The organism is Mesorhizobium argentiipisi (SeqCode) (genome assembly GCF_037179585.1).
GTDB lineage: Bacteria > Pseudomonadota > Alphaproteobacteria > Rhizobiales > Rhizobiaceae > Mesorhizobium > Mesorhizobium argentiipisi.
Genome location: NZ_JAPYKO010000004.1, coordinates 130,831 through 145,419, shown reverse-complemented (window position 1 = coordinate 145,419; position 14,589 = coordinate 130,831). Strand labels below are relative to the sequence as shown.

Genomic DNA, 14,589 nt, shown 5'->3' with positions numbered 1-14,589 from the left:
CGGCATTGCTTGGCCCATAGGCTGTGCCAATCCCGGCGGCATAGTCGGAGCCAGAAGGGGACGAGGCAGGCCGATGGTGGACCAACCGCCGCGCTCGCCTCGCAGATAAAGACAAAAGGTGGAGTGCTTCCATGTCAGTGGCTCTTGAGAAGCAGGAATCGTCGTCGGACCAGCGTTCGCGGCGGTCCGGCGGGCGCGAAGCGCGCCGCGCGATGCGGGCGGCGCCCTTGGCCGACGACATCCGTCCCGTGCGGCCGGGGCTTGAAGGCGGCACCTATGGCCCATTGAGCCAGAACGACAAGGAACGCATCCACGAAGCGGTGCTGACGCTCCTGGAGACGGTCGGCTTCGCCAACGCCATCCCATCCTGCATCGAAGCGCTGACCCGGGTCGGCGCCACCTATGGCGACGACGGCCGCGTTCGGCTGCCGCGCGCCTTGGTGCTGGACACCGTCAGACAAGCAGCGCGCAACTTTACCCTCTACGGCCAGGATCCGAAGCACGACATGCTGATCCAGGGCAAACGCGTGCACTACGGCACGGCGGGCGCGGCGGTGCATCTGGTGGATGTCGAGAAGCGCGAATATCGCGAATCGCTGCTGCAGGACCTCTACGACGCCGCCCGTCTCGTCGATGGACTGGACAACATCCATTTCTTCCAGCGCACCATGGTGCCGCGTGATATTCCCGACCCGCTCGATATGGACTTCAACACGCTCTATGCCTGCGTGATGGGGACGTCCAAGCATGTCGGCACCTCGTTCACCGTGCGCGAGAACGTCAAGCCGGCGCTGGAAATGCTCTATGCGATTGCCGGCGGGGAGGAGAATTTCCGGGCGCGGCCGTTCGTGTCGAACTCGAACTGCTTCGTGGTGCCGCCGATGAAGTTCGCCGAGGACGCCTGCGGCGTGCTGGAGGCCTGCGTCGAAGGCGGCATTCCGATCCTGCTTCTGTCGGCCGGCCAGGCGGGTGCCACGGCACCTGCCGCGATTGCCGGCGCCGTCGTCCAGGCAGTGGCCGAAGTGCTGATGGGCCTGGTCTATGTCAATGCGATCAAGCCTGGACATCCGGCGATCTTCGGCACCTGGCCATTCGTTTCCGACCTCAGGACCGGCGCCATGTCCGGCGGCTCGGCCGAGCAAGCGGTGCTGACCGCGGCCTGCGCGCAGATGGCGCAATATTACGACCTGCCCGGCGGCTCGGCTGCCGGCATGTCGGACTCGAAGCTGCCCGACATCCAGGCCGGCTACGAGAAGGGCATCACCAATGTGATGGCGGGTCTCTCCGGCCTGAACCTGGTCTATGAATCGGCGGGCATGCATGCCTCGCTGCTCGGCTTCTGCCTCGAAAGCCTGATCATCGACAACGACATGCTCGGCCACTGCCTGCGCTGCGTGCGCGGCATCGAGGTGACCGACGACGCGCTGTCCATCGACACGATCGCCGATGTCTGCCTCAAGGGTCCCGGGCACTATCTCGGCAACGATCAGACATTGAAGCTGATGCAGACCGAGTATTTCTATCCCGCCGTCGGCGACCGTTTCTCGCCCAAGGAATGGAACGAGAAGGGGCGGCCCGACATCCTGTCGCGGGCGATCGCGGAGAAGAAGCGCGTGCTTGCCGAGCGCTTCCCACGCCACGTCTCGCGCCTGCTCGACGACAAATTGCGCGCCCGCTTCGGCGAGATGATCAAGTTACCGCGCAACAAGATGGGCGGCTAGGACACGTCGATATCTCGGTGAGGTCTGCCGAATATCAACGCGTCCTGCCCAAGTCACTCCGCGCTCAGTCCGTATCGCTCAACCACTTCTGGGTTGATCAGCTTGGCGTGCAGCGTTATCAGCACGATCTGCGCGTCGAAGCTGTCGCCGGCGTCAAGCGCCGCCTCGATGCGGCGCTCCACCTCCAATGTCGGCTCGCGGCCGTTGGCCTGCTCGAACACCTGCGGCCCGGCGACGCAATAGCCGCAGAGCTGCGCCACGGATTGATAGGCACTCGCCGGCGGCTCATCGGGCCAGCGGTCGTTCATCAGATTGACAATGGTGAGTTTCACCCCCTCGGCTACCAGGGCCGGATGCAGGTCGGCCGCACGCAACGCGTCGTCGAGCTGGCGCAGATCGCCGGAGCGGCCGAACATGCCGAGGAAGCCGAGGGAAGAGCGCCGCTTGGCCACAATAATCTGTCCCTTCGCGAAGCTGCCGAGGTCGAGCTTATCTGTGCGTTCCTTGGAGATTAAACAAGGGTAACAGAAAAGGGCGGCCCGCCGTCGGCAAGCCGCCCTTTTGATTGGTCGAATATAGGGACTCAGTGATTGTCGCGCGGCACGCCGCTGGTATGGGCGACGTCTTGATACTTTACCGCCGGCTTCAGCACCATGCCGGCCGAGAACTGGTCGACCATGCCGCGCTGGATCTCCTGCCACGGCGTCTGGTGCTGGGGATAGTGATAGCCGCCATTGGCCTGCAGCGCCGCCCGCCGTTTGGCGATCTCCTCGTCGCTGACGAGGATATTGGCTGTGCCCTTCCTCAGGTCGATGCGGACGCGGTCGCCGCTCTTGAGCAGCGCCAGGCCGCCGCCGATCGCGGCTTCCGGCGAGGCGTTGAGGATGGACGGCGAGCCCGACGTGCCGGACTGGCGGCCGTCACCGATACAGGCAAGGGCGTGGATGCCCTTCTTGATGAGGTAGGCCGGCGGCTGCATGTTGACCACCTCGGCGCCGCCCGGATAGCCGACCGGACCGGCGCCGCGCATGAACAGGATCGTGTGCTCGTCGATGCCCTGCGCCGGATCGTCGATCCGGGCGTGGTAGTCCTCCGGCCCGTCGAAGACCATGGCGTTGCCCTCGAAGGCCTCGGGATCGTTCGGGTTTGAGAGGTAGCGCTCACGGAATTCAGGGGAGATGCCGCTGGTCTTCATGATGGCGGAATCGAACAGATTGCCCTTGAGATTGATGAAGCCGGCATTGGCCTTGAGCGGCTTGTCGGCGCTGCGGATGACGTCGTAGTTCTCGTTGACGGCATCCCTGCAATTGTCGCCCATCGTCCTGCCGTTGGCGGTGATCGCACCGGGATGCGGCAGCAGCCCGGCCTTCATCAATTCGGCGACGACTGCCGGCACGCCGCCGGCATGGTGATAGTCCTCGCCGAGATATTCGCCCGTCGGCTGCAGGTTGACCAGCAGCGGGATGTCGAGGCCGATCTTCTGCCAGTCGTCGTTGTCGAGCGGCACGCCGAGATGGCGGGCGATGGCGTTGAGGTGGATCGGCGCGTTGGTGGAGCCGCCGATGGCCGAATTGACGACGACGGCGTTCTCGAAGGCCTCGCGCGTCATGATGTCGGAGGGCTTCAGGTCCTCATGCACCATCTCGACGATGCGCTTGCCGGTCTCGTAGGCGATCTGGCCGCGCTCGCGGTACGGCGCGGGAATGGCGGCAGAGCCCGGCAGTTGCATGCCGAGCGCCTCGGCCAGCGAGTTCATCGTGGTGGCGGTGCCCATGGTGTTGCAATAGCCGGTCGACGGCGCCGAGGAGGCGACGATGTCCATGAACTCGTCATAGTTGATCTCGCCGGCAGACAGGCGCTGGCGCGATTCCCAGACGATGGTGCCGGAGCCGGTGCGCTTGCCCTTGTGCCAGCCATTGAGCATCGGGCCGACCGACAGCGCGATCGCCGGAATGTTGACGGTGGCCGCCGCCATCAGCAGCGCCGGCGTGGTCTTGTCGCAACCGATGGTCAGCACGACGCCGTCGAGCGGATAGCCGTAGAGCACCTCGACCAGGCTGAGATAGGCAAGGTTGCGGTCCAGCGCGGCGGTGGGGCGCTTGCCGGTCTCCTGGATCGGATGGCACGGGAACTCGAAGGGGATGCCGCCCATGGAAACGATGCCTTCGCGCACACGCTTGGCGAGCTCGAGGTGATGCCGGTTGCAGGGCGAAAGGTCGGAACCGGTCTGCGCGATGCCGATCAGCGGCTTGCCCGACATCAGCTCGGCGCGCGTCAGGCCGTAATTGAGGTAGCGCTCGAGATAGAGCGCCGTCATGCCCGGATTGTCGGGATTGTCGAACCACTCCTGCGAGCGAAATTTCTTCTTCTTGGTGGGGGCGCCTGCCATGGTGGTCTCCGTATTTGTATGACAAATCGATAGGACAATGCGTCCATGCAGGCAAGAGGCAGGCGCAGCCGGAACCCGGACTTTGGTGCGATAGACTTGTTTCGGGCCGCGCGCTACGACCAACCGGCATCAGCAATCCGGGAGGTCTTGATGGCTTTGGTGATCGAAGGCGAGGAGCGGATCGCCGCACCTATCGGAAAAGTGTGGGAAGCCCTCAACGACCCGGAGATCCTGAAAGAAGCCATTCCCGGCTGCCAGAGCCTTGAAAAGAATTCGGACACCGGGATGGCGGCGACCGTGGTGCTCAGAATCGGCCCGATCAAGGCGACCTTCAACGGCGAAGTCACGCTGAAAAACCTCAAGCCACCGCATTCCTACACCATCCAGGGCGAAGGCAAGGGCGGCGTTGCCGGTTTCGCCAAGGGCGGCGCCGACGTCACGCTGACCGCCGACGGGGCGGACTCGACGGTGCTCAAATACGCCGCCAAGGCGGAGGTCGGGGGCAAGATCGCGCAACTCGGCAGCCGGCTGATCGAGTCGACATCGAAGAAATTGGCAGGGCAGTTCTTCTCGGCGTTCGGCGAGAAGGTCGGCGCCTGACCGAGAATTATTCGAACACGATGCTCGGCACGGCGGCTTCGGCGGCGCCGCGCTCTTCCTGGACCCGATCCCAGACCTTGCTTGCGATGTCGCGGTAGATCTTCGCCTCGGCGCCCTCCGGCTTGGAGGCGACGACCGGGGCGCCGGCATCCGAGCTTTCGCGGATGCCCATTTCCAGCGGCACCTCGCCGAGGAAGGTGACGCCGAGGCGCTCGGCCTCGCGCCGCGCGCCGCCATGGCCGAAAATGTCGTAGCGCTTGCCGGTGTCGGGAGCGAGGAAGTAGCTCATATTCTCGACGATGCCGAGCAGCGGCACGTCGACCTTCTTGAACATATTGAGGCCCTTGCGGGCGTCGATCAGCGCAAGGTCCTGCGGCGTCGAGACGATGACGGCGCCGGCGAGCGGCACCTGCTGGGCCATGGTGAGCTGGGCATCCCCGGTACCGGGCGGCATGTCGACCACCAGCACGTCGAGCGGGCCCCATTCGACCTCGCGCAGCATCTGCGTCAATGCCGACATGACCATCGGGCCGCGCCAGATCATCGGCGTCTCCTCATCGACGAGGAAGCCCATCGACATCACCTTGAGGCCGTAATTCTGCATCGGCTTCAGCACCTTGCCGTCGACGGTCTGCGGCCGGCCGTGGATGTTGAGCAGCCTGGGCATAGACGGGCCGTAGATATCGGCATCGAGCACGCCCACTTTCAGCCCGTTGGCGGCAAGACCGAGCGCCAGGTTGACCGCAGTGGTCGACTTGCCGACGCCGCCCTTGCCGGAGGCGACGGCGATGATGGCATCGATGCCGGGCACGCCCCGCTTGCCATGGCTCTGCGAGGCAGGCGCGTGCGGCGCGGGGCGCTGCGGCGCCGGCTGCGGAGCGGCGGGCCGCGGAGGAGCCGGGCGCGGCGGAACCGGCGCTTCCATGCCGCCGCCCTTCTTCTCCGCCGTCAGCGCGACGACGGCGCTGGCGACGCCGGGTATGGCCTTCACCGCGCGCTCGGCGGCGGCGCGCAGCGGCTCCAGTTCCTGGGCGCGCGCGGCGGGAACGGTGATCGAGAAGAACACCTTGGAATCGGCAATGAATATCTCCGACACCATTCCGAGGTCGACGATGTTGCCGGTGAAGTCCGGCCCGTTCACCGTCTTCAGGCGCTCGATGACGGATTCCTTGGTAACGGTCATGATCTTTCCTCGGCGTTTGGCGTTCCAGATAGTGCAGTTTCCCGGCAGAACCAAGCCGTGGCGCAACGGCTCGTCCGGCGTGCCCCGGAAAGCGACGGATGGTGTCGGGTTAGCCAACCGGTATCGAGCTTCGAGCCTGAGCCGTGGCCAAACGACCGTGCCGCGCTATCTGCATTGCCATCACGACAATCTGTGAAGGAGACCGTCATGCTCCAAAACAGCAATGCGATAGCCAATCTCGCGGTCAAGGACCTGGACAAGGCCAAGGCGTTCTACGAAGGAACGCTCGGCCTCAAACAAGTAGACGACATGGGCGGCGAGTTGGTCGTCTACAAGAGCGGCGACACGTTTATCAACGTCTACCATTCGCAATTCGCCGGCACCAACAAGGCCACGGCGGTAACCTGGGCGGTCGGCGACCGGATCGATGCAATCGTCAAATCGTTGAAGTCGAAGGGCGTCACTTTCGAGCATTACGACATGCCGGGGCTGTCGCTCAAGGGCGACATCCATGTCGGCCAAGGCATGAAGGTCGCCTGGTTCAAGGATCCCGACGGCAATATCCTCAACCTCGCGGGCGAACGGTGACGCGGCCGCGATCCACGCCGTCTCATGCGGCCAATCGCGTCGCGAAATAGGTCAATGCCGAGATCGCCGCCGTCGCCGGCAAGGTGATCACCCAGGCGACGACGATATTGCCGGCGACGCCCCAGCGCACGGCGGAGACGCGGCGGGCGGCGCCCACGCCGATGATGGCGCCGGTGATGGTGTGCGTCGTCGAGACCGGGACACCGAGCCAGGTGGCGGCGAAAAGCGTTAGGGCGCCGCCGGTCTCGGCGCAAAAACCCTGCATGGGATTGAGCCGCGTGATCTTCGATCCCATTGTGTGGACGATGCGCCAGCCGCCGAACAGCGTGCCCAGCGCCAGCGCCGACTGGCAGGTCAGCACCACCCACAGCGGCACATAGAAAGTTGGGCCGAGCGCGCCTTGCGAAAAGAGCAGCACGGCGATGATGCCCATGGTCTTCTGTGCGTCGTTGCCGCCATGTCCCAGCGAATAGAGCGAGGCGGAAAAGAACTGCAGCACACGAAAGCTGTTGTCGACCGCGAACGGCGTCTGGCGCACGAACAGCCAGGAGACGATGAGGACGAGGACAAGCGCCAGCACGAATCCCGTCGCCGGCGAGAGCACGATGGCCGCGACCGTCTTGCCGAGCCCGGACCAGACGATGGCGCCGGTTCCGGCCTTGGCGACGCCGGCGCCGACCAGCCCGCCGATCAGCGCATGCGAGCTGCTCGACGGAATGCCGGCAACCCAGGTGACGATGTTCCAGACGATGGCGCCGACAAGTGCCGAGAAAATCACCGCCGGCGTGACGATGCTGGCGTCGATGATGCCTTTTCCCACCGTCTCGGCGACATGCAGGCCGAAGAACAGAAAGGCGATGAAATTGAAGAAGGCGGCCCAGAACACCGCGTAATGCGGTCTGAGCACCCGGGTGGAGACGATGGTCGCGATCGAGTTGGCGGCATCGTGCAGGCCGTTGAGGAAATCGAAGAACAGCGCCACGGCAACGAGGCCGATCAGCAGGGGAAAAGCGATCGTGGCTTCCATCGCCTAAACGTTCTCGATGACGATGCCGCTGATCTCATTGGCGACATCCTCGAAACGGTCGACCACCTTTTCCAGCTGACCATAAATCTCCGAGCCGATCAGATAAGCCATGGCGTCGCCGCGGCCGTGATGCCTGAACAGATCCTTAAGGCCCTGCTCGTGCAGATCGTCGGCGCGGCCCTCGACGCGCATGACCTCCTCGGCGATGGCGTTGAGGCGCGCTGCGTTGGCGCCCACTTTGCTGAGCAGCGGAATCGCTTCCGCGACCAATCGGGCGGCCTGGACGATGACCTCGCCCATTTCCCGCATCAACGGATCGAACTCCCTCAGCTCGAACAATTTCACCGTCTTGACGGTCTTGTGCATCATGTCGATGGCATCATCCATCGACTGGATCAGGTCCTTGATGTCACCGCGGTCGAAGGGGGTGATGAAGGAGCGCCTGACGGCAAGCAGGACCTCGGCGGTGATGCCGTCGGCCTCGTTTTCGAGATCGATGATCTTCTGGCACCAGCGGTCGATGTCCTTGCCCTGCAAAAGCTGCTCGAGGGCCTCGGCGCCGCCGACCACGGTGCGCGAATGCCGCTCGAACAGATCGAAGAAGCGATCCTCTCGCGGCAACAGCTTGCGAAACCAGCTCAGCATCTTGTCCCTCCTTGCCTCCGCCCTACCCCACATAGCGCCATGCGCGGCGCGGGAAAACAGATAGCCGGCTCAAAAATGTGGACGAGACCCGATTGCACGTGTGTCTTGCGAAGCGAGGCGATTTCCCCGACCTTGGGCCGAACGCTCCGGATCGGATGGCATGATCGACAAGCTGGAATTTTTCATCGCTCTCGCCAAGGAGGAGCATTTCGGCCGGGCTGCGGAGGTGTGCGGCGTCACCCAGCCGACCTTGTCGGCCGGCATCAAGCAGCTCGAGGAGCAGCTCGGCGTCATGCTGGTGCTGCGCGGCTCGCGCTTCCAGGGCCTGACGCCGGAGGGCAAGCAGGTGCTGGGCTGGGCGCGCCGCATCGTCGGCGACTCACGCACGATGCGCGAGGAGATGCGGGCGGCGCGCCACGGCCTGTCCGGGCGCATCCGCATCGCCGCGATCCCGACGGCGCTCGCCATGGTGGCCCGGCTGACGACGCCATTCCGTGAAAAGCATCCGGGCGTCACCTTCTCGGTGCTGTCGCGCACATCGATCGAAGTGCTGTCGCTGCTCGGTAATTTCGACGTCGATGCCGGCATCACCTATCTCGACAACGAGCCGCTCGGTCGCGTGACCAGCGTGCCGCTCTATGACGAGCGCTACCAGTTGATCACCGCGGTCGGAAACCCCTATTCCGACCGCGACAAAGTGACATGGTCGGAGATCAGCCAGTTGCCGCTCTGCCTGCTGACGCCGGATATGCAGAACCGCCGCATCATCGACCAGCATCTGGCGGAAGCCGGCGTGCAGGTGCGGCCGACGCTGGAATCGAATTCGATGATCGTGCTGTTCTCGCATATCCGCACCGGCAAATGGTCGTCGATCATGCCGCTCAACCTTGCGGAAACATTCGGCTTTTCCGAACCCATCCGGGCGATCCCGATCGTCGAGCCGGATGCCAGCCATACGGTCGGGCTGGTGGCGGCGCCGCGCGAGCCGCACACGCCGCTGGTGCAGGCGCTTCTGGGGGAGGCGATGGCGCTGGCGGACGATTTCCGCGCCCACCGCTAGGTTAGACAATGCGAGCCCCCGGACCTTGATAGAAAATTTCTATCAAGCGACGAGAGCGCTTTATTGATTTCGGAGGTTTCCTCTGATTTCGTAAGGACTTAGCGATATTGCGCCCTATGCATGTCGTTGCCCCGAAATCGCTCTATATGCTGGGGTGACATACATTGGCCGCCACGACCAGGGAGGGCGCTGCGTGAGCATGCAGGCCGCAAGTACCGAGATCGCGTCGCGCACGGCGGCGATCATTGATGAGATGAAGGGCCTCGAAGGCCCGTTGCTGCCGATCCTGCACAGCATACAGGAAGAGTTCGGCCACGTTCCGAAGGACGCGCTGCCAGTGATCGCCGATGGGCTGAACCTGTCGCGGGCCGAGGTGCACGGCGTGGTCAGCTTCTATCACGATTTCCGCGCCAAGCCTGCCGGCCGGCACGTGCTGAAACTCTGCCAGGCCGAGGCCTGCCAGTCGATGGGCTCGGACGCGGTCGCAGCCAAGATCAAGCAGTTGCTCGGCATCGATTTCCACGAGACCACGCGCGACGGATCGGTTACACTGGAGCCGGTCTATTGCCTCGGGCTGTGCGCCTGCTCGCCGTCGGCGATGCTCGACGGCGAAGTCATCGGCCGGCTCGATGACGAAAAGATCGAAGAGATCGTCGCGGAGGTACGTTCATGATCCCGCGCATCTATATCCCGGCAGATTCCGGCGCGCTGGCGCTCGGCGCCGAAAAGGTCGCCAAGGCGATCGAGAAGGAACTCAAGGAGCGCGGCGTCGAAGCCAAGATCGTGCGCAACGGCTCGCGCGGCGCCTATTTCCTGGAGCCGATGGTCGAGGTGGCCACGGCAGAGGGCCGCGTCGCCTACGGGCCGGTCAAGCCATCCGACGTCAAGAGCCTGTTCGACAGCGGCTTTCTCAAGGGCGGCCACCACAAGCGTTGGCTGGGCGCGCCCGACAAGATCCCCTTCTTCGCCAAGCAGACGCGGCTGACCTTCGCGCGCTGCGGCATCATCGATCCGCTGTCGCTCGACAGCTACAAATCGCATGGCGGCCTCAACGGCCTGCAGAATGCAGTGGCGATGGCGCCCGCGGACATCGTGAAACAGGTGACCGAATCCGGTTTGCGCGGCCGCGGCGGCGCCGGCTTCCCGACCGGCATCAAGTGGAAAACGGTGCTGGATACGGCAGGCGCGCAGAAATACATCGTCTGCAACGCCGACGAGGGCGACAGCGCCACTTTCGCCGACCGCATGATCATGGAAGGCGATCCCTTCGTGCTGATCGAGGGCATGGCGATCGCCGGCATCGCCACAGGCGCGACCAAGGGTTTCGTCTATATCCGCTCGGAATATCCGCATGCGGTGGCGACGATGAACAAGGCCGTGGCGATCGCCCGCAAGGCGGGCGTGCTCGGCGTCAACGTGCTGGGCTCGCCCAACGCCTTCGACATGGAAATTCGCGTCGGCGCCGGCGCCTATGTCTGCGGCGAGGAAACCTCGCTGCTCAACAGCCTGGAAGGCAAGCGCGGCGTGGTGCGCGCCAAGCCGCCGCTACCGGCAATCCAAGGGTTGTTCGGCAAGCCGACGGTGATCAACAATGTGATCAGCCTGGCCTCAGTGCCTATCATCATGGACAAGGGCGCCGCCTACTACAAGGATTTCGGCATGGGCCGCTCGCGCGGCACGATCCCGATCCAGATCGCAGGCAACGTCAAGCATGGCGGCTTGTTCGAGACGGCCTTCGGCCTGACGCTCGGCGAGATCGTCGACGACATCGGCGGCGGCACGGCTTCGGGGCGTCCGGTGAAGGCGGTGCAGGTCGGCGGTCCGCTCGGCGCCTATTTCCCGCGCGCGCTATTCGACACGCCGTTCGACTACGAGGAATTCGCCAAGCGCGACGGGCTGATCGGCCATGCCGGCATCACCGTGTTCGACGACAGCGCCGACATGCTGAAGCAGGCGCGCTTCGCCATGGAGTTCTGCGCCATCGAAAGCTGCGGCAAGTGCACGCCCTGCCGCATCGGCTCGACGCGCGGCGTGGAGGTTCTGGACAAGGTCGCCGCGGGTATCGAGGCGGAGAAGAACCTCGCTCTGGTCACCGACCTCTGCAACACGATGAAGTTCGGATCGCTCTGCGCGCTGGGCGGCTTCACGCCCTACCCGGTGATGAGCTCGATCACGCACTTCCCCGAGGATTTCAAGCCCGCGCCGGCGCGCGTTGCTGCTGAATAGGAGCTGGCAGATGAACATCAAGGCCGACTTCCCGACACTCATCGAAGAGATCGACTACGGCACGCCGGAGTCGAAAGCGACGAAGCAGGTGACCCTGACCGTCGACGGGCAAAGCGTCACCGTGCCGGAAGGCACCTCGATCATGCGCGCGGCGATGGAAGGCGGCGTCGAAATCCCGAAGCTCTGCGCCACCGACGTGCTGGACTCCTTCGGCTCCTGCCGCGTCTGCCTGGTCGAGATCGAAGGACGCGGCGGCACGCCGGCCTCCTGCACGACCCCGGTCGGCGAGGGCATGGTGGTGCGCACGCAGTCCGATCGGCTCGACGCCATCCGCCGCGGCGTCATGGAACTCTATGTCTCCGACCATCCGATGGGCTGGAACGAGAAGGCCGGAACCGGCGCCAGCGAGTTCGATGCGGTGGCAAAGTCGGTCGGCCTGACCGAGAACCGTTACGGCGTCGAAGGCCGCAACCATGTCAAGCAAGAGGGCGGCGTCGCGCCCGGCCACGGCTCATTGGCGGTCGACTATATCGCCCGCGACGAATCCAATCCCTATTTCACCTACGATCCGGCGCAGTGCATCGTCTGCTCGCGCTGCGTGCGCGCCTGCGAAGAGGTGCAGGGCACCTTCGCGCTTACCATCGAGGGCCGCGGCTTCGAGTCGCGCATGGTCGCCGGCATGCACGAGGATTTCATCGCTTCCGAATGCGTCTCCTGCGGCGCCTGCGTGCAGGCCTGCCCGACGGACGCGTTGCGCGAGAAGACCGTGCTCGAGAAGGGCATGCCGGAGCGCTCGGCCGTCACCACTTGCGCTTATTGCGGCGTCGGCTGCTCGTTCAAGGCCGAGGTCAAGGGCGACGAAGTCATTCGCATGATGCCCTACAAGGACGGCAAGGCGAACCACGGCCATAGCTGCGTCAAGGGCCGTTTCGCCTATGGCTATGCCACGCACAAGGACCGCATCCTGTCGCCGATGATCCGCGACAAGATTTCCGATCCGTGGCGCGAAGTGACCTGGGAAGAGGCGATCGCCCATACGGCGAAGGAATTCCGCCGCATCCAGTATCAGTATGGACGCACGGCGATCGGCGGCATCACCTCCTCGCGCTGCACGAATGAGGAGACCTATCTCGTCCAGAAGCTGGTGCGGCAGGGCTTCCGCAACAACAATGTCGACACCTGCGCGCGCGTCTGCCATTCGCCGACCGGCTACGGGCTCGGCCAGACCTACGGCACCTCGGCCGGCACGCAGGATTTCGATTCGGTCGACCTCACCGATGTCGCGGTCATCATCGGCGCCAATCCGGCTTCCGCCCACCCGGTGTTCGCCTCGCGGCTGAAGAAGCGGCTGCGCCAGGGCGCCAAGCTGATCGTGCTCGATCCGCGCCGCACCGAGATGGTCAAGTCGGCGCATATCGAAGCCGACTACCACCTGCCCTTGAAGCCCGGCACCAACGTGGCGGTGCTGACGGCGCTGGCGCATGTCATCGTCACCGAAGGGCTGTTCGACGAGGCTTTCATCCGCGAACGCTGCGACTGGGCCGAGTTCCAGGACTGGGCGTCCTTCGTCGCCTTGCCGGAAAACAGCCCCGAAACAGTCGGCAAGCTCTCGGGCGTCGATCCGGAACTGATTCGGGGTGCCGCGCAGATGTATGCCAAGGGCGGCAATGGCGCGATCTATTACGGCCTCGGCGTGACGGAGCATAGCCAGGGCTCCACCACGGTGATCGCCATCGCCAACCTCGCCATGGCCACGGGCAATATCGGCCGTCCGGGCGTCGGTGTGAACCCGCTGCGCGGCCAGAACAACGTGCAGGGCTCCTGCGACATGGGCTCGTTCCCGCATGAATTGCCGGGCTACCGCCACATCTCGGGCGAAGCGGTGCGCGACATCTATGAGAGCCTGTGGGGCGTGAAGCTGGACGATGAGCCGGGCCTGCGCATCCCCAACATGCTGGACGCCGCCGTCGACGGTTCGTTCAAGGGCATCTACATCCAGGGCGAGGACATCCTGCAGTCCGATCCCGACACCAAGCATGTCGCCGGCGGCCTCGCCGCGATGGAATGCGTGGTCGTGCACGACCTCTTCCTCAACGAGACGGCGAACTACGCGCATGTCTTCCTGCCGGGCTCGACCTTCCTCGAGAAGGACGGCACCTTCACCAATGCCGAGCGTCGCATCAACATGGTGCGCAAAGTCATTGAGCCGAAGGCGCGCTATGCCGACTGGGAGGCGACGCAGGAGCTTGCCCGCGCCATCGGGCTCGACTGGAACTATACCCATCCCTCGCAGATCATGGACGAGATCGCCCAGACGACGCCGAGCTTCGCCGGTGTTTCCTTCGAGCTGCTCGACCGCGTCGGCTCGGTGCAGTGGCCGTGCAACGAGAAGGCGCCGCTCGGCACGCCGATCATGCATGTCGACGGCTTCGTGCGCGGCAAGGGCAAGTTCATCCGCACCGAATATGTGGCGACGGACGAGCGGACCGGTCCGCGCTATCCGCTGCTGCTCACCACCGGCCGTATCCTTTCGCAATACAATGTCGGCGCGCAGACAAGGCGCACCGAAAACGTCGCATGGCATGCCGAGGACCGACTGGAGATCCATCCGCACGACGCCGAAGTCCGCGGCGTGCGCGAGGGCGATTGGGTGCGACTGGCAAGCCGCTCGGGCGAAACCACGCTGCGCGCGCTGATCACCGACCGCGTCTCGCCCGGTGTCGTCTACACGACCTTCCACCACCCCGACACGCAGGCCAACGTCATCACCACCGACTTCTCGGACTGGGCGACCAATTGTCCGGAATACAAGGTCACCGCCGTGCAGGTGGCGCCGTCCAACGGCCCGACCGACTGGCAGAAGGACTATAACGAGCAGGCCAAGCAGAGCCGGCGCATCGCCCCGCTGCAGGCGGCGGAGTAGCTATGTCGAGGCAAGAGCTTCAATCTTGACGGCTGATCGACCCCCCCTCCGTCGAGCTTCGCTCGACATCTCTCCCCCGATCCACGGGGGAAAGGAAAGGCGCGCGGCGATTCCAGTTGGCTCCTTTCCTCTCCCTCCGGAGGGGGGAGAGGTGGCGCTGCGAAGCAGCGACGGAGTGGGGGAAGGCCTTGGAGAGCAATTGGCGGTTGAAGCAAGAGGCCTTCGCC

General features: G+C 64.6%; 12 protein-coding genes. 7 read left to right on the top strand and 5 right to left on the bottom strand.

Going from position 1 to position 14,589, the window contains the following annotated elements:
* The first annotated feature begins 131 nt into the window (after positions 1 to 131).
* Entirely contained in the window at positions 132 to 1,721 is a 1,590-nt protein-coding gene (locus O7A05_RS08675) for a trimethylamine methyltransferase family protein (RefSeq protein ID WP_337092572.1), read from the top strand.
* Positions 1,722 to 1,774: 53 nt separating this feature from the next.
* On the opposite strand, the gene O7A05_RS08670 is transcribed toward O7A05_RS08675, so the two are convergent.
* Positions 1,775 to 2,173, bottom strand: a complete 399-nt coding sequence (locus O7A05_RS08670; RefSeq protein WP_337092571.1) for a hypothetical protein — start codon at positions 2,171 to 2,173, stop codon at positions 1,775 to 1,777.
* A 131-nt stretch (positions 2,174 to 2,304) separates the two neighbouring features.
* Positions 2,305 to 4,110 (bottom strand): IlvD/Edd family dehydratase, encoded by a 1,806-nt coding sequence (locus tag O7A05_RS08665; protein WP_337092570.1) that lies wholly within the window; start codon positions 4,108 to 4,110, stop codon positions 2,305 to 2,307.
* A 150-nt stretch (positions 4,111 to 4,260) separates the two neighbouring features.
* Here O7A05_RS08665 and O7A05_RS08660 point away from each other — a divergent pair, with 150 nt between their 5' ends.
* Positions 4,261 to 4,710, top strand: coding sequence for an SRPBCC family protein (locus tag O7A05_RS08660; protein ID WP_337092569.1), 450 nt, complete (start codon positions 4,261 to 4,263; stop codon positions 4,708 to 4,710).
* A 7-nt stretch (positions 4,711 to 4,717) separates the two neighbouring features.
* On the opposite strand, the gene O7A05_RS08655 is transcribed toward O7A05_RS08660, so the two are convergent.
* The gene (locus O7A05_RS08655; RefSeq protein ID WP_337092568.1) at positions 4,718 to 5,893 is read right to left on the bottom strand and encodes an Mrp/NBP35 family ATP-binding protein; all 1,176 of its coding nucleotides are present in this window, start codon (positions 5,891 to 5,893) and stop codon (positions 4,718 to 4,720) included.
* A 207-nt stretch (positions 5,894 to 6,100) separates the two neighbouring features.
* Here O7A05_RS08655 and O7A05_RS08650 point away from each other — a divergent pair, with 207 nt between their 5' ends.
* Positions 6,101 to 6,481 carry a VOC family protein gene (locus O7A05_RS08650; RefSeq protein WP_337092567.1) on the top strand — a complete coding sequence of 127 codons (381 nt, stop codon included), beginning with the start codon at positions 6,101 to 6,103 and terminating at the stop codon, positions 6,479 to 6,481.
* Between the two features lie 22 nt (positions 6,482 to 6,503).
* Here the strand turns inward: O7A05_RS08650 and O7A05_RS08645 are convergent, their stop codons facing one another.
* Together O7A05_RS08645 and O7A05_RS08640 are read right to left on the bottom strand one after the other, a co-directional pair.
* Positions 6,504 to 7,508, bottom strand: a complete 1,005-nt coding sequence (locus O7A05_RS08645; protein ID WP_337092566.1) for an inorganic phosphate transporter — start codon at positions 7,506 to 7,508, stop codon at positions 6,504 to 6,506.
* Positions 7,509 to 7,511: 3 nt separating this feature from the next.
* Positions 7,512 to 8,153 (bottom strand): DUF47 domain-containing protein, encoded by a 642-nt coding sequence (locus tag O7A05_RS08640; protein WP_337092565.1) that lies wholly within the window; start codon positions 8,151 to 8,153, stop codon positions 7,512 to 7,514.
* Positions 8,154 to 8,313: 160 nt separating this feature from the next.
* Here O7A05_RS08640 and O7A05_RS08635 point away from each other — a divergent pair, with 160 nt between their 5' ends.
* The 4 genes from O7A05_RS08635 to fdhF all read left to right on the top strand — a co-directional run bounded on the left by O7A05_RS08635 (position 8,314) and on the right by fdhF (position 14,362).
* Positions 8,314 to 9,213 (top strand): LysR family transcriptional regulator, encoded by a 900-nt coding sequence (locus O7A05_RS08635; RefSeq protein WP_224586819.1) that lies wholly within the window; start codon positions 8,314 to 8,316, stop codon positions 9,211 to 9,213.
* Between the two features lie 193 nt (positions 9,214 to 9,406).
* Complete coding sequence (locus O7A05_RS08630; protein ID WP_095766057.1) at positions 9,407 to 9,886, top strand: formate dehydrogenase subunit gamma; 480 nt, start codon at positions 9,407 to 9,409, stop codon at positions 9,884 to 9,886.
* Positions 9,883 to 11,439, top strand: coding sequence for a formate dehydrogenase beta subunit (locus O7A05_RS08625; protein WP_337092564.1), 1,557 nt, complete (start codon positions 9,883 to 9,885; stop codon positions 11,437 to 11,439). The genes O7A05_RS08630 and O7A05_RS08625 overlap by 4 nt, the downstream gene beginning before the upstream one ends.
* Positions 11,440 to 11,449: 10 nt before the next feature.
* Positions 11,450 to 14,362: a formate dehydrogenase subunit alpha gene (gene fdhF / locus O7A05_RS08620; protein ID WP_337092563.1), complete on the top strand. Its 2,913-nt coding sequence runs from the start codon at positions 11,450 to 11,452 to the stop codon at positions 14,360 to 14,362.
* Positions 14,363 to 14,589: the final 227 nt, after the last annotated feature.

Excerpts from the sequence above, each read along its gene's own strand:
- O7A05_RS08675 (WP_337092572.1), top strand. The coding sequence starts at position 132 with ATGTCAGTGGCTCTTGAGAAGCAGGAATCGTCGTCGGACCAGCGTTCG.
- O7A05_RS08665 (WP_337092570.1), bottom strand. The coding sequence starts at position 4,110 with ATGGCAGGCGCCCCCACCAAGAAGAAGAAATTTCGCTCGCAGGAGTGG.
- O7A05_RS08660 (WP_337092569.1), top strand. The coding sequence starts at position 4,261 with ATGGCTTTGGTGATCGAAGGCGAGGAGCGGATCGCCGCACCTATCGGA.
- O7A05_RS08655 (WP_337092568.1), bottom strand. The coding sequence starts at position 5,893 with ATGACCGTTACCAAGGAATCCGTCATCGAGCGCCTGAAGACGGTGAAC.
- O7A05_RS08650 (WP_337092567.1), top strand. The coding sequence starts at position 6,101 with ATGCTCCAAAACAGCAATGCGATAGCCAATCTCGCGGTCAAGGACCTG.
- O7A05_RS08645 (WP_337092566.1), bottom strand. The coding sequence starts at position 7,508 with ATGGAAGCCACGATCGCTTTTCCCCTGCTGATCGGCCTCGTTGCCGTG.
- O7A05_RS08640 (WP_337092565.1), bottom strand. The coding sequence starts at position 8,153 with ATGCTGAGCTGGTTTCGCAAGCTGTTGCCGCGAGAGGATCGCTTCTTC.
- O7A05_RS08635 (WP_224586819.1), top strand. The coding sequence starts at position 8,314 with ATGATCGACAAGCTGGAATTTTTCATCGCTCTCGCCAAGGAGGAGCAT.
- O7A05_RS08625 (WP_337092564.1), top strand. The coding sequence starts at position 9,883 with ATGATCCCGCGCATCTATATCCCGGCAGATTCCGGCGCGCTGGCGCTC.
- fdhF (WP_337092563.1), top strand. The coding sequence starts at position 11,450 with ATGAACATCAAGGCCGACTTCCCGACACTCATCGAAGAGATCGACTAC.